This window comes from Devosia algicola (assembly GCF_028816455.1).
Lineage (GTDB): Bacteria > Pseudomonadota > Alphaproteobacteria > Rhizobiales > Devosiaceae > Devosia > Devosia algicola.
Window position 1 is genome coordinate 124,230 of the sequence record NZ_CP118246.1, and the last position, 21,743, is coordinate 145,972.

19 protein-coding genes and 3 pseudogenes are annotated in these 21,743 nt (G+C 57.2%); 15 read left to right on the forward strand and 7 right to left on the reverse strand.

Annotated elements, in window-relative coordinates; translation table 11 throughout:
* Window positions 1–4: 4 nt before the first annotated feature.
* Both PSQ19_RS00705 and PSQ19_RS00710 read right to left on the reverse strand, forming a co-directional pair.
* A complete protein-coding gene (locus PSQ19_RS00705) occupies window positions 5–664 on the reverse strand; it encodes a retropepsin-like aspartic protease family protein (protein ID WP_282219195.1) in 660 nt (219 codons plus the stop codon).
* An 83-nt stretch (window positions 665–747) separates the two neighbouring features.
* Window positions 748–1,590 carry an adenosylcobinamide-GDP ribazoletransferase gene (locus PSQ19_RS00710; RefSeq protein WP_282219196.1) on the reverse strand — a complete coding sequence of 281 codons (843 nt, stop codon included), beginning with the start codon at window positions 1,588–1,590 and terminating at the stop codon, window positions 748–750.
* Window positions 1,591–1,654: 64 nt separating this feature from the next.
* Here PSQ19_RS00710 and cobT point away from each other — a divergent pair, with 64 nt between their 5' ends.
* On the forward strand, window positions 1,655–2,683 hold the full coding sequence (cobT, locus tag PSQ19_RS00715) for a nicotinate-nucleotide--dimethylbenzimidazole phosphoribosyltransferase (RefSeq protein WP_282219197.1): 1,029 nt from the start codon (window positions 1,655–1,657) through the stop codon (window positions 2,681–2,683).
* Between the two features lie 12 nt (window positions 2,684–2,695).
* On the opposite strand, the gene PSQ19_RS00720 is transcribed toward cobT, so the two are convergent.
* Window positions 2,696–4,225: a sensor histidine kinase gene (locus tag PSQ19_RS00720; RefSeq protein WP_282219198.1), complete on the reverse strand. Its 1,530-nt coding sequence runs from the start codon at window positions 4,223–4,225 to the stop codon at window positions 2,696–2,698.
* A gap of 98 nt (window positions 4,226–4,323) precedes the next feature.
* Here PSQ19_RS00720 and PSQ19_RS00725 point away from each other — a divergent pair, with 98 nt between their 5' ends.
* From PSQ19_RS00725 to PSQ19_RS00735, 3 genes are all read left to right on the forward strand, one after another.
* Entirely contained in the window at window positions 4,324–4,839 is a 516-nt protein-coding gene (locus PSQ19_RS00725) for a thermonuclease family protein (RefSeq protein ID WP_282219199.1), read from the forward strand.
* Window positions 4,840–4,988: 149 nt separating this feature from the next.
* Window positions 4,989–5,474, forward strand: a complete 486-nt coding sequence (locus PSQ19_RS00730; protein WP_282219200.1) for an Lrp/AsnC family transcriptional regulator — start codon at window positions 4,989–4,991, stop codon at window positions 5,472–5,474.
* Window positions 5,464–5,880, forward strand: a complete 417-nt coding sequence (locus PSQ19_RS00735) for a VOC family protein (RefSeq protein ID WP_282219201.1) — start codon at window positions 5,464–5,466, stop codon at window positions 5,878–5,880. Before PSQ19_RS00730 ends, PSQ19_RS00735 begins: the two co-directional genes overlap by 11 nt.
* Here the strand turns inward: PSQ19_RS00735 and moaA are convergent.
* A pseudogene (moaA, locus tag PSQ19_RS00740) lies at window positions 5,877–6,912 on the reverse strand (GTP 3',8-cyclase MoaA). The gene PSQ19_RS00735 and the pseudogene moaA sit on opposite strands and share 4 nt — an antisense overlap.
* A 98-nt stretch (window positions 6,913–7,010) precedes the next feature.
* Window positions 7,011–7,592, reverse strand: a complete 582-nt coding sequence (locus tag PSQ19_RS00745; protein WP_407649186.1) for a L,D-transpeptidase — start codon at window positions 7,590–7,592, stop codon at window positions 7,011–7,013.
* Between the two features lie 311 nt (window positions 7,593–7,903).
* On the opposite strand from PSQ19_RS00745, the gene rpiA reads away from it, so the two are divergent.
* The 6 genes and pseudogenes from rpiA to PSQ19_RS00775 all read left to right on the forward strand — a co-directional run bounded on the left by rpiA (window position 7,904) and on the right by PSQ19_RS00775 (window position 14,063).
* The gene (gene rpiA, locus PSQ19_RS00750; protein ID WP_407649187.1) at window positions 7,904–8,536 is read left to right on the forward strand and encodes a ribose-5-phosphate isomerase RpiA; all 633 of its coding nucleotides are present in this window, start codon (window positions 7,904–7,906) and stop codon (window positions 8,534–8,536) included.
* A 54-nt stretch (window positions 8,537–8,590) separates the two neighbouring features.
* On the forward strand, window positions 8,591–8,944 hold the full coding sequence (locus PSQ19_RS00755) for a DUF2059 domain-containing protein (RefSeq protein ID WP_282219204.1): 354 nt from the start codon (window positions 8,591–8,593) through the stop codon (window positions 8,942–8,944).
* Window positions 8,929–9,093 carry a hypothetical protein gene (locus PSQ19_RS00760; RefSeq protein ID WP_282219205.1) on the forward strand — a complete coding sequence of 55 codons (165 nt, stop codon included), beginning with the start codon at window positions 8,929–8,931 and terminating at the stop codon, window positions 9,091–9,093. The genes PSQ19_RS00755 and PSQ19_RS00760 overlap by 16 nt, the downstream gene beginning before the upstream one ends.
* A gap of 95 nt (window positions 9,094–9,188) precedes the next feature.
* Window positions 9,189–10,564, forward strand: a pseudogene (gorA, locus tag PSQ19_RS00765) (glutathione-disulfide reductase).
* A gap of 97 nt (window positions 10,565–10,661) precedes the next feature.
* On the forward strand, window positions 10,662–12,038 hold the full coding sequence (locus PSQ19_RS00770; protein ID WP_282219206.1) for a class II 3-deoxy-7-phosphoheptulonate synthase: 1,377 nt from the start codon (window positions 10,662–10,664) through the stop codon (window positions 12,036–12,038).
* Window positions 12,039–12,149: 111 nt separating this feature from the next.
* The gene (locus tag PSQ19_RS00775; RefSeq protein ID WP_282219207.1) at window positions 12,150–14,063 is read left to right on the forward strand and encodes a PAS domain-containing sensor histidine kinase; all 1,914 of its coding nucleotides are present in this window, start codon (window positions 12,150–12,152) and stop codon (window positions 14,061–14,063) included.
* Between the two features lie 13 nt (window positions 14,064–14,076).
* Here the strand turns inward: PSQ19_RS00775 and PSQ19_RS00780 are convergent, their stop codons facing one another.
* On the reverse strand, window positions 14,077–14,502 hold the full coding sequence (locus PSQ19_RS00780) for a response regulator (RefSeq protein WP_282219208.1): 426 nt from the start codon (window positions 14,500–14,502) through the stop codon (window positions 14,077–14,079).
* Between the two features lie 208 nt (window positions 14,503–14,710).
* On the opposite strand from PSQ19_RS00780, the gene PSQ19_RS00785 reads away from it, so the two are divergent.
* From PSQ19_RS00785 to gltX, 3 genes and pseudogenes are all read left to right on the forward strand, one after another.
* Entirely contained in the window at window positions 14,711–15,703 is a 993-nt protein-coding gene (locus PSQ19_RS00785; protein ID WP_282219209.1) for a hypothetical protein, read from the forward strand.
* 119 nt (window positions 15,704–15,822) lie between these two features.
* Window positions 15,823–17,491, forward strand: a pseudogene (locus tag PSQ19_RS00790) (NAD+ synthase).
* Entirely contained in the window at window positions 17,488–18,816 is a 1,329-nt protein-coding gene (gene gltX, locus PSQ19_RS00795) for a glutamate--tRNA ligase (RefSeq protein WP_282219210.1), read from the forward strand. The pseudogene PSQ19_RS00790 and the gene gltX overlap by 4 nt, the downstream one beginning before the upstream one ends.
* Here the strand turns inward: gltX and PSQ19_RS00800 are convergent.
* Window positions 18,761–19,939, reverse strand: a complete 1,179-nt coding sequence (locus PSQ19_RS00800) for a DUF2865 domain-containing protein (protein WP_282219211.1) — start codon at window positions 19,937–19,939, stop codon at window positions 18,761–18,763. The genes gltX and PSQ19_RS00800 overlap by 56 nt on opposite strands.
* A gap of 157 nt (window positions 19,940–20,096) precedes the next feature.
* Here PSQ19_RS00800 and PSQ19_RS00805 point away from each other — a divergent pair, with 157 nt between their 5' ends.
* The gene (locus PSQ19_RS00805; protein ID WP_282219212.1) at window positions 20,097–21,116 is read left to right on the forward strand and encodes a fumarylacetoacetate hydrolase family protein; all 1,020 of its coding nucleotides are present in this window, start codon (window positions 20,097–20,099) and stop codon (window positions 21,114–21,116) included.
* 113 nt (window positions 21,117–21,229) lie between these two features.
* Window positions 21,230–21,685 (forward strand): c-type cytochrome, encoded by a 456-nt coding sequence (locus tag PSQ19_RS00810; protein WP_282219213.1) that lies wholly within the window; start codon window positions 21,230–21,232, stop codon window positions 21,683–21,685.
* Window positions 21,686–21,743: the final 58 nt, after the last annotated feature.

A 21,743-nucleotide genomic window follows, 5' to 3' on the forward strand; every position in this document is an offset into this window, starting at 1 on the left:
CTGGCTAACCGAGTAGCGGCTCAGCGTCTCCAGAAACGTCATGCCCAATAGAACTCTTTTCCAGCGAGTCATTGGATGTGACAAAGGCACGAACGCCGGTGCGAACAATCCCGCCAACTTCCATTCGGTCAAGGGTCACAAAGGCAGCCTGTCCGGTGCCGTTCGCCGTTGAAACCGGTATATTGAAGCGCAGTCTGTCAATATCAATGCCAGCGGCAGCAGCATCGGTGCTGTTAAGCACGACCGCGCTGGCACCAGTATCAAAAATCAGCGGCGTGATATGGCCATTGATATCCGCACGGACTTCAAAGTGTCCGCCAAGACCCCGCGAAAATGTCGCCGTGCCGCGCTCGGCATCTACAACTGCCACGCCGGGCCGGAATTGGCCTGCAACCCGCCAGGCAACATTGCTCAAATCATATCGATAGACATAACCAAGCCCGGCGACAGCAGCGATACCGATCCAGATTGCAAGGTTTCCAAACAGTTCAGAGGCGCGTCGTCGCCGTGAAAACAACCCGCCGGCAAATATGACCAGCAATAGCAGCAAGGGCAGGACTTGAGCCGTCTGAAACTGGCTAAGGCCGACCAACGCCCCCGCGTCGGCGATAACCACCAACGCCAGTGCGCCGGCGATCAGCAATGCGATCCCGATAAATGCCATCGCTTCGCTCTACCTCGCCACCGCTTCGCTACAACTGATAATGGGGGCCGCTGTGGCTTTTTCAAGTCGCCATTGCAGCCGCTTCATACCCCGGCCAGAAATCCTGCCAGCAGACCAATTTCCGCCAGCGCCACCAGCGCCCCGACCAAATCACCGGTTTGTCCGCCGACCAGTCGCACACATAACGCGGACCACCCGGCCACCGTTGCCAAAGCCAACGCCAGACCCAGTCCAAATCCTAATAACCCGGCGAACGGGGCGACCAGAACAAAGCCGATCAAAAGCGAAAACCCCGCGCCGACGAAAAAATTCCGCTTGAGCAAAAGGCCCGCCGTCGCGCTGGCGCCGTTCTCTCGCACTGGCGCGGCAGTTGCCGCCAGCCACAGCGCGCTTGATCGCGCCATGACCGTGGCCCCGAGCCATAGTCCAACTGCCGACAGCGGATTGACCAACAAGATGCTGCCAAGGGCGGCAACCCGTAAAATGAGGAACAGGCACAATGACGCCACGCCATAGGTGCCGTGCCGACTGTCTTTCATAATCTCCAAGCGTCTGGCCGCAGTCGTACCGCCAAAAAGTCCATCGGCGCTGTCGGCTATCGCATCCTCGGCCATGGCACCTGTGACAATTACCATGGCTCCAGCAGCCAGCGCTGCGCCAAAATAGGTTGGGAGCCCAAGCCACGATGCCAGCAGCAAGAGTGCTACCGGTCCGGCACCGATCAAAAGGCTGGCGAAGGGCAGCGCCAGGGCAATCCGATTAAGGTTGGGCACTTCGTGCGCCGCCTCGCCGGTGGGCAATCGTGAAAAAAACCGCAAGGCCATCAGAACGTCTGCCTTCAGCCCCGGAACGGGCGGCGCGTCGAGCGGCACGGTCGGTTCGCGCGTCTCTGTTATTGGCGGGCTGCCCTGATGCTCGGCGCTCAATTGCATTTCCATCGCGTTTGCGTAACAAGGTCGCCATTCCTAGCACCTAACCGCCGGACCATCCATGCCCACCTTGCCCAACGCTGCCTACGCCGATGTCATCGAATTATTGACCATCGTGCCAAAGGGTGACGAGGCGGCGGTCGCCGCAATTCGTGACCGTGATTCTATCCTGACCAAACCGCCTGGATCACTGGGGCAAATGGAAAAACTGGTCGAATTTCTGGGCCGTTGGCAGGGCAAGTCGTCGCCAACGCTCGATAATCCCATGGTCGCAATCTTTGCGGGCAATCATGGAGTGACGGATCAGGGGGTTTCAGCGTTTCCGCGTGAAGTGACGGCCCAGATGGTGGCCAATTTCACCAATGGCGGCGCCGCCATCTCGCAAATATGCACCCTACACGAGATCAACCTCCGGGTGTTTGAACTGGCGCTGGAACTGCCTACCGGTGACATTACCAAGGCCGCAGCGCTCGATGATCGCATGTGTGCCGCCACTATCGCCTATGGCATGGAAGCTATCGCGGGAAAACCCGACCTGATCTGCATTGGCGAAATGGGTATCGGCAATACCACCATCGCCGCCGCGATCTATGCTGCCCTGTTTGGCGGTTCGGGCGCCGATTGGGTAGGGCGGGGAACGGGCGTTGATGATGCTGGTCTGCAACGCAAGGCCGACGCAGTGGATCGCGCATTGGCTTTCCACGCCGAGGCATTGAGCGACCCGCTGGCGATTCTTGCGCGTGTCGGTGGCCGCGAAATTGCGGCCATGCTTGGCGCATTGATTGCCACCCGTCAGCAGAAGGTCCCGGTCATCGTGGACGGTTTTGTCGCCACCGCAGCCGCCGCAGTCGCCTTTGCGGTCAATCCAGCCTCGATTGACCACTGCCTGTTTGCCCATGTCTCGGCTGAAAGTGGGCACGCCAAGGCACTCAGGACGATGGGGAAAACCGGCTTGCTTGATTTGGGATTGAGGCTGGGCGAGGGCAGTGGAGCGGCCCTGGCCGCCATTCTGGCCAAGACGGCGCTCCATCTGCACAATAATATGGCGACGTTTGAAAGCGCCTCCGTGAGCGGCCGGCAATCGGACTAGGTCGGCAACGCCCTAGCTGACCTCGGAGTATATTTCCAACTTCTGCTTGCGTTCCACAACCGGGGCAAGGGCGTCCATGACCCGTGCACGCGGGAAGGTTGCAATGACCTCGGTGCCAAAACGGAGCTTGGAAAACAGGTCAAATCGCCCCTGATGCAGGTCCATGATTTTCTGCACGATCGGCAGACCCAGTCCCGCGCCTTGCTCGGCAGTCTTTTGCGCCAGTGATCCTTGCCCGAACGACGACAGAACCGTGACGATTTCCTCTTCGGGAATGCCGGGGCCATTGTCCTTGACCGAAACCATCTGTCCACCATCTCCGCTCCGGGTAACGATGAGTACGACTTTGCCCGACTGGGGCGTGAACTTGATGGCGTTTGACAAGAGATTGAGCACCACCTGCCGAATGGCGCGTTCGTCGCCCCAGAGTTTGGGTAGGTTTCTGCCAACATTATAAACCAACTCGATGCCCTTGGCCTTGGCACGCAATTCCATCATTCGGCGGCAGTCTTCGGCGATTTCTACCAGCGACACAACTTCCTCATTGAGTTCATACTTACCCGCTTCAATTCGCGATAAATCAAGCAACTCATTGATAAGATTCAGCAAATGCTGACCACTATTGTGGATGTCTCCGGCGTATTCCTTGTATTGCGCCACTTGGTGTGGCCCCAGTAATTCCGATTTCAGCACTTCGGAAAAGCCGATAATGGCGTTAAGAGGCGTGCGCAGCTCGTGGCTCATCGTTGCCAGGAACTGCGACTTGGCAATATTGGCCTGTTCGGCGTGGCGCCGCGCCTCGTCCGACATTTGCCGCGCCTCTTCCAGATCATTGATCAGCGCATCCTTTTCCGATTGGTGCGTAATCGTGTCGAGATCGGCAGTGTGCATCTGGCGCGCAAGATAGACAAAAAATATCTCGCCACAGATCGTCACACCCGCAAGCGTATAATTGAGGGTGCCGCCCAGCGCGATTAGATTGATGCTGACCGTAAGCGTTGCGGGCAGGGTGCTGATGACGGTGGCCGGTGGCAGCGACCGCGTGGAAACCGCATTGGCCGCGATACATACCAAAACCATGGCAAACATCACCGCGGTCAGGGAATCAAGATCCGCAACCAGCGTAAACAGCGCCAGTGTTGACCAGGTCAGTCCATATATGCACTCGGCGACCACAAATGTGGTGGTCCATTGGCTGGCGTTGAATTTTAGCGGACTTGTGCGTTGAAACCGCCGCGCAATAAGGGCGACCGTGGCGAGGCTGAGCAGTACCACCCCCGCCCACAGCGCTGTGAATAATGCGGGTACCCAGAGCGAGGAGACACAGGCAAGAATAACCACGATTGCCGCAATCGGGATCGCGCCCGCCAGCCGCGCACTGGCATATTCCTGCATGAGTTCAAAATCATAGGACGAGCGTGTACCTGAACTCGAGGTCAGGCGCTGGCGCGCATCCGAAACCGTCTTTTGCGCATTGCCCTTGGGTTCACGGCCCATGCGGGCGCGGACGTCAACATCAAACGTCGCCGGTTCATACGGCATGTCACTACTACTCGTTTACTAAATGATGCGAACCACAAACACATTCGCTACGCTCAACTCAGACACTAGCGACGTCGTAGTTAACACCCGGTGAAATCTTGCCCTCCTATTCGTCTAATAGTCGACCGTTTTCCGGACGCCGTGGTGCCCTTCTCGTCGTGGCTATTTTGGCGGCCTGCGCATTGGTTGCGGCTCGCCTTGAGCCGGCAACGCCCCAGCTTTCCGGCCAGTTGCGCGCGAGTGACGGTGATAGTTTTCGTTTTGGTGCCGATCGCGTGCGACTGCTCGGCATTGATGCGCCGGAGTTGAAACAGTCTTGCGCCAACGCCAATGGCGCACCCTGGCCCTGTGGCGAGCGTGCGCGTGAGCAGATGGACATTCTCCTGCGCGGGCAGGTGGCTTGCACCCAGTCGGGTCGAGATCGCTTTGACCGCACCCTTGCCACATGCCAAAGCGATGGGCGCGATATCGGGGCGGTCATGGTATCAAAAGGACTTGCCATCGCCACTGACAATTATGCTGGGGAACAGGCTGCTGCCCGTGCCGGTCGGCAGGGCATTTGGGCGGGTACTTTTGAAAATCCACGCCAGTGGCGGGATCGGCATCCGCGATAGAACGACGCATCGGGCCCGATTTACAACCCGACCGCATCAGAGTAGGTTTGTGCAAGAATTTTGCGTGATCCTGTGACGTTTGCGGCATGACGCGCCAACATTCGGCAATTTTTTCATGATAAACGCAATCAAATACTAGGATGCAAAAAGTGGCGCTCGACAAGATAGACCGCAAAATTCTGACTTTGCTGCAGAAAGATGCAACCATGCCAGTGGCCGAGATTGGTCGTAAAGTCGGCTTGTCGACCACGCCATGCTGGCGCCGAATCCAGAAAATGGAAGAGGACGGCGTTATCAAGCGCCGGGTCGCCGTACTCGAGCCAACCAAGGTCAATGCCGGGGTCACCGTTTTCGTCTCGGTCAAGACCAATGAGCATTCAGACGGCTGGCTGCGAAAATTCGCCACCAGCGTTGAGGACTTTACCGAGGTCGTGGAATTTTACCGCATGAGCGGCGATATCGACTATCTGCTGCGCGTGGTTGTGCCCGATATCGCGGCCTATGACGCCTTCTACAAGCGCCTGATTGCCAAGATCGCCCTGACCGATGTCAGTTCCTCATTTGCCATGGAGCAGATCAAATACACCACCGCATTGCCATTGGAATATGTCGTGGTTGCCGACGATGACAAGTGACACTGGCCTTGTTGGGTTCGAACATATCGGTATGACATCTACTGATCTGGATCGAACCATTGCATTTTATTGTGGCCAGCTTGGACTGAAGCTGGTGCTGCGCAAACCCAACCCAAATGGTGATACCGCGTTTTTGGATGCTGGTGGCGCCATGCTCGAGATATTTGGGCGTACCCAACCCACCACGCCGGCAGGCGACATAGCATCATCCCAGGCTGGAATTCGTCATCTGACCTTTGCCTACCAGGACATCGGCGCCATGTTTGAGAAGCTCGTTGCCGCCGGTGCCGAGCCAGTCGAAGCACCCAGAATCGCTCACAATTTTGAAATGTTCAAACGCGTGGCCTTTGTCCGTGACCCGGATGGCATTCTGATAGAACTGGCTGAACGCGCCGACGGCCGCTAACCGCCGGTTACTGACATGTGGCGGGTTAAAGCTGGCTGAGGCTTGTCGCGGTCGATAACAAAGTCGTGGCCTTTTGGCTTGATGACCATTGCGCGGTCGAGCGCCGCATCCAGAGCACCCAGGCCGCCATTACGCAGCGCGTCGCGCAGATTGACCTGATCGTCCTGGCCAAGACACAAGTACAATTTTCCGGTTGCGGTAAGACGAACCCGGTTGCAACTCTCACAAAAATTGTGGCTCATTGGCGCGATAAACCCCAATATGCCGCCCGTTTCAGCCACTCTTACATAGCGCGCCGGACCGCCAGTGGTCCGGTCAAGCTTTTCAAGAGTGAACCGTCGCGCCAGACGGTCGCGAAGGCTCGCGCAACGGCAAATAGCTATCGACGCGATCAATCCCGACCTCGCCCAGCGGCATGCCTTCGATCAGCGTCAGGCCCATGCCCTTGGCATGCGCCCAAACCATCATCGGTTCAATTTCATCATCATTGGTGCCGCGTATCGCCACCATATTGATCTTGATCTGCAAACCAGCATCTTGCGTCGCCTCAATGCCGGCGAACACGTCCTCGATCCGTCCACGGCGGGTAATGGCGCGGAATTTTTCGGCGTCGAGCGTATCGAGTGATACGTTCAGTCGTCGAATGCCGGCAGACGCCAGCGCCCTTGCGTGGCGTGCAAGCTGGCTGCCGTTGGTGGTCATGGTCAATTCATCCAGCCCGCCATCACCAAGATGACGACCCAGCGCGCTGACCAGATCGACAATGTCACGACGCACCAATGGTTCACCGCCCGTCAGCCTGAGCTTGGTAACCCCGCGCGCCACGAACGCCGATGCTATGGTCTCAATCTCCTCAAACGACAAAACCTCGCGCTTGGGCAGGAAACTCATATTTTCCGCCATGCAATAAGTGCATCGGAAATCGCAGCGATCAGTCACTGATATGCGCAAATAGCTGACCTTGCGCCCAAAGCTATCAACGAGCGGGCGACTATTTGGCTGAAGTGAATGCGGTGACGTGGAGATGCTCATGGCGTCATTCTGTTCCAATTTGCCAGAATTATAAAGCCCGCAAACAAATAGGGACAGTCAGATGACTGCCCCTCAATCCAGCAAAAAATCTGGCAATGCTACCGGTTGACGATAACCTTGGCGCCCACACGGACACGTTCATAAAGGTCCATCACGTCTTCGTTGGTCAAGCGAATGCAGCCCGATGAGACGGCCTGGCCTATCGTCCATGGCTCGGACGTACCGTGCACTCGATAAAGCGTGGAGCCAATATAGAGTGCGCGGGCCCCTAGTGGGTTGTCGGGGCCGCCGGGCATATACGCCGGCAAATCCGGAACACGCTTGCGCATCTGCGCAGGCGGCGTCCAGCCTGGCCACTCGGCCTTACGCGAAATGCGGTTCTGTCCAGCCCAGCGGAAGCCATCGCGACCAACACCAACGCCATATTTCACGGCCTTGCCGTCGCCCAGGACGAAATAGAGTCGCCGTTCACTGGTCTCAATAATGATGGTGCCCGGGCGCTGATTGGTCTGGTAGGAGACCACCTGACGCTTGATGGCACTTTTACCCCCGGTGCGCGCGCCGTAGGTTACCTCTTCAAACGTGTTGGTATCTGCATTGTAACGCTTGGTCGCCATGGCCTCGGAGACAAAGGTCATCGACAATGCTATCGATGCCAGGATAATTGCGGCAGTTTTCATCTTAAACATGTATCGCAACGCCTTATGATTGTGCCCGACCACATGACTCGCCGGGGTTGGACTACGGACTATTTATGTGGTTTGCGCGACATCGAATAGATGAGGGCCGCGATTTTGCCACATTTCCAGCACTATCGCCACAATAGTGTTGCTGACAGGTTACAATTTTCAAAACCTGTTCGTAGGTCCTGGTTGACAGATCTCATAGTGATCCGCATCACGACGACATAAATCCAGTTGAGGAACGTACAGTGAGCGAGATCGAAAAGCGTCAAGCGGCGGCTAAGGCGTTGGAAGAAATTCAGTCCGGCATGCGGATCGGCCTGGGCACTGGTTCGACGGCGCGGCATTTTGTCGAACTGTTGGGTGAGCGCGTTGCCGATGGTTTGGACTGCCTTTGCGTGCCCACCTCCGAGGTTACCGCCCAACAGGCTGCCTCGCTTAATATTCCTCTTACCAACCTGGAAACGATCGATCGGCTAGATGTCACCGTGGATGGCGCCGACGAGATCGGGCCGGGTCTGGCGCTGATCAAGGGTGGCGGCGGGGCACTCCTGCGCGAGAAAATTGTTGCTGCCGCCTCCGATCAAATGGTGGTTATCGCCGACGCTTCAAAAGTAGTTGATGCGCTGGGTCGCTTCGCCTTACCCATTGAAGTCAACCGCTTTGGACTAGGTGCAACGCGCCGTGCCCTCGAACTGGTTTTGAGCGATCATCAGGCCGAAGGGGCCTTGAAACTACGCTCGGATGGTGCGGGCACTGACTTTGTTACTGATGGTGGGCACCTGATTTTCGATGCTTTTTTTGGCCGCATTTCAGCGCCAGAAGCGCTCTCGCTTGCCTTGTTGAATGTTCCCGGTGTCGTGCAGCACGGTCTGTTTCTCGGGTTGTGCAAAAGGGCTTATGTCGCGACGCCAGATGGCGTAAGAACTCTCAACGATTAAACGCTGACCAATGGGTGGATCAAAAATATGGGTTTTTCGATGATGACGAATGCAGTGAAACGCCTGAAGGCCGTTACAGCGATCGTTCTCAGCCTGAGCATGCTGGCCGTGGCCGCGCCTGCCATGGCGCAGGAGGTGGCGCCCGATCATCTGGCACTGGCGCGTCAATATGTTGATCTGACCGATCGTGCTGCCATTTATGAAACGACGCTGGTTGAAACGGCAATTCAGACATCAAAGCAGATATTATCCCAAAGCCCCGATCTCGCTGACGCAACCAACAAGGCGATCGAGACGGTGCTGAGCGAATATAAAGGGCGCAAGGGCGAATTGCTCGATCAGTTTGCCCGCATCTATGCCCTTCGGTTCAGTATTGAAGAGCCTTCAGGAAATTGTCGCCTTCTATAGCCTCGCCAACCGGTGAAAAGCTGGCCAAGGCAAATTTTGAGGTCAATACCGACATGCAGCAGGTACTCAAGGTATTCACCAACAATCTCAATCGGGAGTTCTTTGCCAAGGTTCGCGCCGAACTCAAAGCCGAAGGCGTCGACCTCTAGTCTGGTGGCTATTGTTGAACAAAGGCCCTGCTTGTGCGGGGCCTTTTTTTATGTCACTCGCACGCCACATATAGTCGCCAATCTGGAGTGTCTTGATGAGCAACAAATATGATCTGATAGTGATCGGCGCCGGCTCCGGCGGTGTTCGCGCAGGCTCGCATGGCAGCCGGATTCGGCGCCAAGGTTGTGGTGATCGAGGAATTTCGCGTTGGCGGTACCTGCGTTATTCGCGGGTGTGTCCCCAAAAAGCTCTATGTCTATGCCAGCCGGTTTTCCGACTTGTTTGACGTCGCCGGAAGTTTTGGCTGGCAGGTTGATGCCCGTTTTGACTGGCCCACACTTGTTGCCAACAAGGAAACCGAAATTACCCGACTAGAGGCGGCTTATGTTTCAGCGCTGGAAGCACCCGGCGTCGATATCATTCGTGATCGGGCGGTTGTTACCGGTGCCAACAGCATCAAACTGATCAAATCCGGACAGGAACTGGAGGCCGAACACATCCTCATCGCAACTGGTGGTCATCCCCGTGTCCCAGACATTCCGGGCGCTGAATTGGGCATTACCTCCAACGAAGCCTTTGACCTGGCAGCATTGCCGCATTCGATCCTGATCGAGGGTGGTGGGTATATCGCCGTCGAATTTGCCACCATCTTTGCCGGATTGGGCGTGAACACCACTATTATATATCGTGGAGATTGCCTGTTGCGGGGCTTCGATATGGACATGCGTCGCGGTCTGGAATCGGGTTTGCAAAATCGTGGTATCAAGCTGATTTATCAAACCACTATCCGGTCGCTGGAACGCCAGGGCGACGATGTTTCCGTGGCGTTCAGTGATGGCGTGACAGCGCCGTTCGGGGCTGTAATGTTCGCGACGGGTCGCGTCGCCAATGTCGAAGGACTCGGTCTGGAAACTGCTGGCGTCGAGATCAATGACGCTGGAAATATCACTGTTGATGTCTATTCCCAGACGACCTGCCCATCCATATATGCGGTCGGCGATGTGACGGGACGGGCGGCGCTAACGCCGGTTGCCATCCGCGAAGGCTGGTATTTCGCCGAAACGGTTTACAACGACAATCCGCTCGCCGTCGATCACTCGATGATCCCGACGGCGGTCTTTGCCGAGCCTGAACTTGGCGTCATCGGCTTGACCGAACAGGAAGCGGCAACGCACGGCGATGTCGACATCTATGTCTCGCGCTTTCGCCCGATGATGAATACACTGTCCACACGAACTGATCGCATGATCCTGAAATTGATCACCGAACCCAACGGTGGCAAGGTTTTGGGATGTCACATACTGGGGCCCGGTGCAGCAGAAATGATCCAACTGGTTGCCATTCCACTCAGCGTGCAGGCAACCAAGGCGGATTTTGATCGAGCCATGGCGCTGCATCCGTCCGCCGCCGAAGAGCCTGGTTACATTCAAGTCACCAAGTTACTCCTACCGGAACGGCACCAAGGTCTAGCACCAATTGTACCTTGGCAGGTTGGGCAGGGCTTGCTATCTCCCTGCCAGATGGATCGCGGCAAACGGTTTGGCCGCACGGCATAGTGAGACGAGATATGAGTACATGGACACCAGGCAGCTGGCGTGAACGCCCGATCTCGCAGGTTCCCCACTATCCCGACGCCGTAGCGCTGCAGGACGCCGAACGCCAATTATCTACATTTCCGCCGCTGGTTTTTGCGGGGGAGGCGCGTGATCTCAAGTCCCAACTGGCCGCCGTTGCCAACGGCGATGCATTTTTGTTGCAGGGCGGAGATTGTGCTGAAAGCTTTGCCGAACATGGCGCCGACCATATTCGTGATTTTTTCCGCGTCTTCTTGCAGATGGCTGTTGTGCTTACCCACGGCGCATCCAAACCAGTAGTCAAGGTCGGGCGTGTCGCGGGTCAGTTTGCCAAGCCGCGATCCTCAGATACCGAAACAATTGGGGATACGGAACTGCCCAGCTATCGTGGCGATATTATCAATGCCATTGATTTCAGCGAAGCCGCGCGCGTGCCCGATCCCGAGCGCATGCTTCATGCCTATCGTCAGTCGGCCGCCACGCTGAACCTGCTGCGCGCATTCGCTTCTGGCGGCTATGCAGATTTGACGCGCATTCATGAATGGACCGTTGGATTTCTCAAGGATTCCAACTGGTATCCGCGCTACGAGGAACTGGCCCGCAAGATTGACGACGCCATTGAATTCATGGCGGCACTGAATATTACGCCCGAAAATACGTCGGCGCTGCGCCAGACCAAGTTTTTCACCAGCCACGAAGCACTGCTGCTTGGCTATGAGGAAGCGTTGACGCGCCGGGACTCCATCACCAATGATTGGTACGCTACCTCTGGGCACATGCTTTGGATTGGTGATCGCACCCGGCAGCCTGACGCGGCGCATGTGGAGTATTTTTCCGGCATTCACAACCCGATTGGGATCAAATGCGGCCCATCGCTTGAGAGCGACGACCTGCTGCGCCTGCTGGACCGCCTCAATCCCCAGGATGATGCCGGTCGTATCACCTTGATTGGCCGCTTCGGCGCCGAAAAGGTCCATGAGCACCTGCCACGGCTGGTTGAAACAGTTCAGCGCGCCGGGCGCACGGTTCTTTGGTGCTCGGACCCGATGCACGGCAACACCATCAAGGCTTCGAGCGGCTATAAAACTCGTCCGTTCGACAAGGTCCTGTCAGAGGTCAAAGCCTTCTTCGATGTTCACCGTGAGATGGGCACCTATGCCGGTGGCGTGCATATTGAAATGACCGGGGACGACGTCACCGAATGCGTTGGCGGCGTCTCGGCGGTGACAGAGGCATCACTTTCTGACCGCTACCACACCTATTGCGACCCCCGGCTCAATGCCAGCCAGGCGCTGGAACTGGCATTTCTTGTGGCCGAGGAAGTACACGCCCAAAAACCTGCCCGGGTGCTGCGATCTGCCGGTAAATAATTGTCAGCGCTAATGAACCGATTGGTTAGGTTGCGCGTTCTTTGAGGGCCTGCGGCCATAGCACATGGCCCAGCGACCGTTGCAACCAACCGCGAGACACAGGCGCCAGCCATGCCCCGTACACTGTTTCCTGCCGCTACGCCTGAACTTAGAACGCAACTTGACGCATTTCCCACCTTAAGGCTGATCAATGATTATGATTGGGCCTCAAGCCCGATAGGGTCGATCGACCAATGGCCGGATAGCGTCAAGGGCGTTGTGCGCATGCTGGTAACGGCATCGGCGCCGATGGTGGTGCTGTTGGGGTCCGAAGGCATTCTGATCTACAACGATGCCTACGCACAATTTGCGGGAGAAAGACATCCAGAAATATTTGGCATGCCGGCGGTCGAGGCCTGGCCTGAAGTGGCAGACTTTAACAGGGAACGCATTGCAAGCGGCCTTCGCGGTGAAACGTTGGTACTGCGTGACGCCGAACTTTCGCTGAACCGGCACGGCCAACCCGAGCCCGTTTGGCTCGATCTCAACTATAGCCCGGTACTGGGTGATGACGGTCTGTCCCTGGGCACTTTGTGCATCGTTCACGAGACCACCGATCGCATCCTCGTCGAAAAAGCCCTGACACGCAGTGAGGAGCGCCTGTCACTTGCCTTGAGCGGCAGCAACCTCGTGGGCACATGGGACTGGGATGTGAAGGCTGGAACACTGACCGCCGATGACCTTTTTGCGTCACTGCATAATCTTGATCCGCTGCGTGCCGGCATTGGCGTTCCCGCCGAACTGATCGGCGAGGCAATTCATCCCGACGATCTCGAACGTGTCAGCCAGGGCGTTGAGGCAGCCTTTCGTGATAGAGCCGATTTTCGTTCCGAATATCGCGTTGTTTCGCCCGATGGCACCTTATGCTGGGTTGTTGCCTCGGGGCGCGCACGGGTAGATGGTGACGGCAACGCGGTGCGCTTTCCGGGTGTTGTCGTCAATATCACCGAGCAAAAACAGGCCGCTGAAGCACTGGCTGAAAGCGAGGCAAAATTCCGTACGCTGGCCGATACCATGCCGCAAATGGTCTGGTCGACGCTGCCTGATGGCATGCATGACTATTACAATGCGCGCTGGTACGAATTCACCGGCGTGCCCATTGGCTCCACGGACGGTGAAGCCTGGAACGGCATGTTCCACCCCGACGATCAGGAACGTGCCTGGTCGACTTGGAAGCACAGTCTGGCGACGGGCGAGCCATACAAGATCGAATACCGCCTGCGTCATCACTCCGGCAACTATCGCTGGACGCTTGGGCTTGCTCAGCCAATTCGCGGCGCTGACGGGAAAATTATTCGCTGGTTCGGCACCTGCACCGATATCCATGAAACCCGTTTGTTGGCGGAGGAGCGCGAATTGGTGGCGCAGGAATTAAGCCACAGGATCAAGAATATATTCTCGGTCATGACCGGCATTATCAGTCTGTCCGCGCGCAACCAGCCCGAGATGAAACAGTTCGCCGAACAATTGCGCGAACGTATTTACGCGCTGGCACAAGCCCATGATTTTGTTCGTCCACATGGACATGGCGGGCAGACAAGCGGTACTCAGTCGGACTTGTGGGCACTTATCGAAAAATTGCTTTTGCCCTATCAGGATGGCGGGCAAAAGCGCGTCGAATTTTCCGGATCGGATACAACTATTGACGACGGCGCGGCGACCCCGCTGGCCTTGCTAGTGCATGAGCTGGCAACCAACGCCGCCAAGTATGGTGCCTTGTCGGTACCAGATGGTTCAATATTGCTGACCGGGGCGCTCGATGACAGCACGTACACATTGACGTGGAAGGAGCGCGGCGGACCGCCCCTGCAACCCAACGGCCATGCCGGATTTGGCTCGCGCTTGATTGGTTTGAGCGTCGAAGGTCAACTTCGCGGCAAACTCAATCGCGTGTGGGAACAGGATGGTTTGCTTGTGAGCATTGAAGTGCCGCTGAGCGCGCTTCGGCGTTCCGCCAAGCTACAGCCCGAACTGCTTGATAGCTAGATCGCTCGAACCTTCAGGCCAATAGAGCCGACGTCCCGTTCCAATTGAAAAGCTGTAATCGGCGCGGTGGCTTCGCCACTTTCTTTTCACGCTGTGCGACCGCATAAGCCACGGCCTGTTTCATTTCGTCGCCGCCGACGGGCTTGGGCAGGACGCCTAGCGTCCCTGAAACGCCTCTGCCGAGCTGGGCCGGGTTCGCAGTCATGAACAATACCGTGACCCCGTAGGACTGCGCCAGTATGCGACCGATAGCAATGCCGGTAGGGCCATCATGAAGATTAAGATCGACCAGTGCGACATCAGTGTCCGGCGCCAGCTTTAGCGCCGCCACCTTGTCGGCAGCAACTCCGACCGCAACGTGACCCATCTCGGTTACGACATGCTCGATCTCGGCCGCTACAAAAATTTCATCCTCGACTACAAGTATCTTACAACTCATCACGCTAATCTTTGATCTGTTCATTCATCCAGTTTCAACCCAACACGCCTGGCCCCTGATCGGTTGCGCCGTTTGACTGAAAAGGTCTTCACAATCGCGATTACCTAGTATGATTCGATACTTACGGTTAGTGGAACGTTAACTCTAATCGCGCATAACTGATGTCCAAACTCGACCGATATCGATCCGTCACTCTGGGGGACATGCCGTGCGTTCGATCAAAATTGCTGTTGTCGCGGCGCTGGTAGTTGGCACACCTGCGCTGGCGGCCGACTTTCCGGAGGCACCCGACCTTCGACCTGCCTTTGGCGAAATGTTTTCGGATTCAGGGCAGGGGCCGGTTCGCTTTGAGTTCGGCACCCGCTACTGGTATTCATGGGGCAAGCAGGAAGCAGGGTTCACCGCGCCGGGCATCGGCGATGTCAATCTCGCCGTTGATGACCGAACTCACATCGGGGAACTGCACGGCAAGATTACCGATCTGTCGACCCAGACCTATGTCAACGCCATTGCAGGCCTGGGCTTCAGCACCTCTGGCACCTACAACATTGCGCCCGCCAGTTCGGGCAATATCGGTCCCAATTCCTCGATAGGCTACGCTGGCGCCGATTTTGGCTGGTTGCCGTTCGGTAATATGGACGGTGGCGTCGCTATTGGCGGACTGGTTGGATATCAGTACTGGAAAGACGCGCCCGATATCGGGCAGGGCACCTATGCCGCGTCCTTCGATGCCGGTGGCAACCCGGCAAGCTATGGCACGGCCAAGGACGATTTTGACATTCATGCCCTGCGTCTTGGCGTCAAGATGCAGGCCGATCTAAGTGACCAATTCGACGTTCAGGCCGAAGTCGCAGCGGTGCCATACGCGTGGGTCACCGGATCGCTTGGAGGCAGTGGTTCCTCGCCCTTCATGTTCCCGGCACTTGGTGGCGCCAAAGTTTACGAACGCGCGCCAACGACGTTGAGCGGGCACGGTTATGGCGCCATGGGCGAGTTGATGTTTGGGTTTCATCCTACAGAAAACCTGACGCTGAGACTCGGTGGACGCGCTTGGTACGTTCAGGGCGATCTGGAGGCAAACTTCAAATCCAACACAGTCGTCGGTCCGGCTGTTATCCAAAACGCCGACATGAACCTCAAGAGCAACTACGCCCGCATTTTCCGATACGGTGCACTGTTTGAACTCACCGGTCGCTTCTAGCCCTTCGCTGCAATTTCACTTTGTCCGCTTGCCCCTGCCGGGGTGAGCGGATAAGTGTTTGTCGCGTCCGCTTTCACTGGTGGGCAGAGCATTTTTCTCTTGGCAGCGAGCCTTGTTTCTTGACCAATCGTCTCCGCATCGCACTCGCCCAGCTTAATCCCAAAGTTGGCGCGCTGGCCGATAATCTTGCCTTGGCAAAATCTGCGTTGAATAACGCCGTGGCAGCCAGGGCTGACGTGCTGATGCTCTCGGAACTTTTTCTGACCGGTTATTTTCCGGACGATCTATTATTCAAGCCGCAATTCGTGGCTGACGCAATTGCAGCCGCCAGAGAACTGGTTGCTGCCACCAAGGGGCTGCAGACAACACTTATTCTGCCGACCGTATGGCTTGAGCAGGAGGTGCTCTACAACGCCGTGCTCGTAGTCGAGGATAGCGAAATTATCGCTACCCGCTACAAGCGCGAACTACCGCACACCGATGTATTCTATGAACGGCGCTATTTCACGCCCGGCCCATTGCCGGAACCGGTCTCGATAAAAGGCATTTCGATTGGAATCCCGATCTGCGAGGATATCTGGCATCCGTGGGTCAGCGCCCAGCTGGTGCGCCTTGGCGCCGAAATTCTGCTCTGCCCCAACGGATCACCCTACTGGACCAACAAGCAGCATATTCGCAAGGAGCTGGTGCGCGCGCGTGTCGCCGAGGACGGGGTACCCATGCTCTATCTCAATCAGGTCGGGGGCCAGGACGAGCCTGGTCTTTGATGGCGCCTCGTTCGCCATCGAGCCCGGCGATAAGATGGTTTTTCAGGGCAAATCGTTCGAGCCCGATTTCATCATTTCCGATTGGGCCTATCAGGATGATGGCTGGACATGCGTTACCGGCGCGGTCGTCCCATTGACCGACACGGATGAAGCGCCGTGGCGAGCCTGTGTCCTGGGCTTGCGGGACTATGTTCATAAAAACGGCTTCAAGCAGGTGGTGTTGGGTCTGTCCGGCGGGATAGATAGCGCCGTGGTTGCAGCGATGGCAGTCGATGCCTTTGGACCCGACAATGTCCACTGCCTCATGCTGCCCTATCGCTACACTTCGGAAGCCAGTCTTCGTGACGCCAGGGACTGTGCCGAACGGCTCGGCGTGCGCTACGACATTGTCGCCATCGGCGACCCCGTAGATGGCGCTTTGGCCGAACTGGCTCCGATTTTCGCTGATCGCCCGGCTGATCTGGCTGAGGAAAATATTCAGTCGCGCATGCGCGGGGTCGTTTTGATGGCGGTTTCCAATAAACTCGGCTCGATGTTGCTGACCACCGGCAACAAATCGGAAATGGCGGTCGGCTACGCCACCATTTATGGCGACATGAATGGTGGCTACAATCCACTCAAGGATCTGCTCAAGATGCAGGTCTATCATCTCGCTGCCTGGCGCAATGCGAACAAGCCCACCGACAGTCTCGGGCCCGCTGGCGAAGTCATTCCCACCGCGATTATCGATAAGGCACCAAGCGCCGAACTGCGCGCCGATCAGACCGATCAGGACAGTTTACCGCCCTATCCGACTCTGGATGCCATCCTTGACGCTATGGTAGAACAGGAACTCTCGGTCGCTGAAATTGTCGCCAAGGGGTTCGATCTCGCTCTGGTGAAACGCATTGAAAAACTGCTGAACATAGCGGAATACAAGCGCCGCCAGTCCGCACCCGGACCCAAATTGTCACCAAAAGCCTTTGGCATGGGCCGGAAATATCCCATCACCAACGGTTACCGTGACGAGTCCGCATTATGACCCCTATTGTTCGCTACGCGCCGTCTCCGACCGGTCGCCTCCACCTTGGCAACGCCCGACCCGCTCTTCTCAACTGGTTCTATGCCCAAGCCAATGGCGGCAAATTTGTCTTGCGAATGGACGATACCGACCTGGCGCGATCGACCCGGGCATTTGCCGATGGCATCGAAGCCGATCTGACCTGGCTTGGCGTCCGGCCCGACATTTTGGTGCGCCAGTCCGAACGCACGACAATGTATGATGCGGCGCGGGATCGCCTGATGGCGGCAGGGCGTCTCTATCCATGCTATGAAACCGGCGACGAACTGGACCGCCGCCGCAAGCGTGCGCGTGCCCTCGGCAATCCGCCGATCTATGACCGCGCCGCGCTGCGTCTGACCGACGAGGATCGCGCCAAACTCGAAGCCGAAGGTCGTCGACCCCACTGGCGCTTCAAGCTCGATGGACGCCCGGTGCAGTTCAACGATCTGATCAAGGGCGGCCAGACGGTTAACACGGCCTCGATGTCCGATCCGGTGCTGGTACGCGAGGACGGCAGCTATCTCTATACGCTGCCTTCCGTAGTCGATGATATCGACATGGGTATAACCCATGTCATCCGAGGCGAAGATCACGTTTCCAATACCGGTACCCAGATTGAAATTTTCGAGGCGCTAGGCGGCAACGTGCCTGATTTCGCGCACCATAATCTGCTGACCGATGCTGACGGGCAGGGGTTTTCCAAACGCTTGGGATCGCTGTCGCTATCCGACCTGCGTGCCCAGGGGTACGAGGCGATAGCTGTGGCAATCATGGCTGTCCTGACCGGCACCAGCCTGCCGATTGAGCCTTATTCAAGCTTTGCAGAGATCGCCGAAAAGCTCGACCTATCGATGATCTCGCACGGTTCGGCCCGATTTGATCCAGCCGAACTCGATAGTCTGAATGCTCGGATACTGCACACCATGCCCTATTCGGTCGCACGACCACGGCTGGAGCAATTCGGCCTTGCCCATGAGCCCATGTGGGACCTGCTGCGTGAAAACCTGCTCAAATTTGACGATATCAAGGATATGGCGCGCCTGGTGACAGGGCCGATGACGCCCATCATCGCGTCCGAGGATCGCGAATTCATTTCATTGGCAGCAAAACGTCTGCCCGATGAGCCATGGGACGGGGACACCTGGGGGCAATGGACAAGTGCACTCAAAGCCGAAAGTGGGCGCAAAGGCAAAACTCTATTCCTGCCATTGCGCCTCGCGCTGACCGGGCGACCCGATGGCCCGGAGCTTAAGAGCCTGCTGGCGCTGGTTGGGCGTAAGGCGTGTCTGGACCGACTACTCTGACAACCTTGTCACCAAACCGAACCAGCCGCAGCGATGTGTCGGCTTGAACGATCGGTTTGGCAATTGGGGTTTCTCCGGGCGCTTGCGGACGCGCGCGTGGCAAAGGGATATCGGCCAGTTGAGCCGTCTCGAGCGGCGCAGGTGTTGGCTGTACGACCTCGACCGGCGCGGCAGCAGTAGCGGGTTCGGCCTGACGACGCCGGGGGTCGGGTACTGGCAGGGCAAAACGATTGCCGCCCAGATCAGCGAACTGTCGTTTCTGGCCGTTGGCCAGTTCCACAACCGAGACATTGCCACCGGCATTATCGGGCTTGCAGGTGCTCGACCGGTCATATTCGCGCCGATAGCGGAAGGCGTTCGGCAGCGCTGAATAGGGCTGGTTGAACATATTGCGCATCTGTTCGGGTTCCTGGCCCGGATTATCATAATAATAGATATCAACGGGCGTTCCCGGACATTGCTGCTTGCACATCGCAGCGTCATTACCCACCATATCGGGCAGCGTTGCATAGCTGACGGGCCAGAAATAGCCGTCACTCAAGCGCACGCAGACCGTACGAACCGTGCCCGAACCGCCATAACCCCAACCATCATCTTCGATAATGTTGCCATCCTGATAGTCGCCGTTCGAACCGTTGCCAAAGATCCGATCAAATATTCCCTGCCGCTCATTGGTGAACGTCGCGGTTGAACCGCGCTGGTCGGCGCCACAGCCAAATCGTGCCAGTTCCTGTAATATTGCTTCGCGTTGTTGGGCCACCGCATTCGCGGTTTCAACAGCGCCCGCGACATTGGCATAGTCGTCGCGCAGCCGCAGCACTGTGCGGCCAATGCCCTGGCACTCACGGGTCAGCGTCCGCCCGGCCTTGGCGTCGGCATTACAGCCATTGCGAATGTAAGAACTTTCCGCCGCCTGAACCTGCCGCGCCAGATCGCGCGCATTGCGGGTGTTGGCCTGAATATTGCGAAAATCGCCATTACGATCAAATGTGCGCAAATTCGATTGTAGGCGCGAACAGGTTGACGATTGCGCGTAGGCGCTGGTTGCATCGACCAGACTGGCAGCACACAGTGCCAATATCATTGCCAGAAGGCGGAAAAAAACACTGCTAGAACCGGCCATCAAGTTTGCATCCGTCATGTTGACGCTATTACCTAGGCGAGGCGCCCGAACCATCGGGCTTTAAGACAACGCTAGGGCGTAGTGCAACATTATAGTGCCATAGCGCTTATGTTGGTAGCGTATCAAAGACACACCGTCGCGACCGGATGAACTCAATATGAAACTTGCCACCGTAAAAAATGGCCGACCCGACGGACAATTGGTCGTGGTATCCAGCGATCGACTGCGCACCGTATCGGCCAGTCGTATCGCGCCCACGCTTCAAGCCGCGTTAGATGACTGGACCGAGGCCAGCCCGGCGCTTGCGGCGCTTGCCGACCAGCTAAATGCTGGCGAAATCGCCGGGCAAATGTTTGACCCCGCCACCTGTCTTGCCCCATTGCCGCGCGCATTTCAGTGGATCGATGGCGCCGGCTATCTCAGCCATCTCGAACGTGTGCGCACCCTCAAGGGCAGCAAGGATGCCGAATTGCAATCGGCCCGACCGCTAATGTACCAGGGCGGGTCCGATTCGCTCTCAGCTCCCATGTCTCCTATTGCGGTCACCGACGATGCATTGGCGGTTGATTTCGAGGCCGAGATCGCGGCCATTGTCGGCCCGGTGCCCATGGGCGCGGATCGTGCCACTGCCAGCGCCGCCATACGCCTGCTGACCGTGTGCAACGATGTTTCACTCCGACGTCTTGTTCTTGATGATCTCCAAAATGGCTTTGGTTTTTTCCACGCCAAACCCTCCACAGCCTTTGCGCCGCTGGTCGTGACCACCGACGAATTCGACGATGCCTGGCGCGACAACCGCTTGCACCTCCGTGTTCAGTCTGTGATCAATGATTCATTGTTCGGTCAGCCCAATGCTGGCGTTGATATGCATTTCGACTTCGCCGATCTGATTGTTGAGGCGGCGCGCACCCGTGACCTAGGTACCGGCACCATCATCGGTTCGGGCACCGTGTCAAACCGGCATGATGAGGGTCTGCCCACCAAAAAAGGCGGCATCGGTTTTGCCTGCATCGCCGAGGCCCGCACCGTTGAAAAACTAAAATACGGTCGGGCCCGAACGCCCTTCCTGAAGGCCGGTGATCGCATCCGAATTGCTGCGCTCGATAGCGACGGTACGCCGGTATTTGGCGAAATCGACCAGATCGTCACCGTTCGCACCCCGAAAGCCCACGGGTGAACAGTAGCCGATAACAATTGTGTGTGCCGGTTCCGCATCCTCCCCAAGCCGTGGCAGTCTGCCTCAACCGAAATTGCCCGCATCCACCGCGAGCCGATGAAATAGGAACTGTCATGCGTATTGGATCTCTTTCAATTATCGTCGGCGTCGCTCTGTCGCTTGCCGGAACCGCAGCGGTGTTCGCGCAGGATGCATTTGTGGTGCCGACCGCGCCCGAGGAAATCGTTGCGGCGCGACAGGCATTGATGAAAGAAGATGGTGGCATTCTGCGCACAGCGGGGGGTCTCACCGGTGACGAAGCGGTTACTGCTATGAAAACCATCATCACCAACTATTCCCATATTCCAGCGTTGTTCCCTGAAGGCTCCATAGTAGGCGACTCCGAAGCCCTGCCGATAATTTGGGACAATTTTGACGAATTTACCGCGATTGTGGATACCGGCACCGAAGCGGCCAAGACAGCAATGGCGGCAGCTGAAACCGGTGATGCAACCGCTTATGGCGCGGCGCTCAAGGCACTTGGCGCAAGCTGTGGTGCCTGCCACCAACAGTTCCGCAAACCGCAATAATTTATCGCCTCCAAAGCGATCTAGGGCGGCGCTTGCGCCGCCCCTTTTCTTTTGCCCG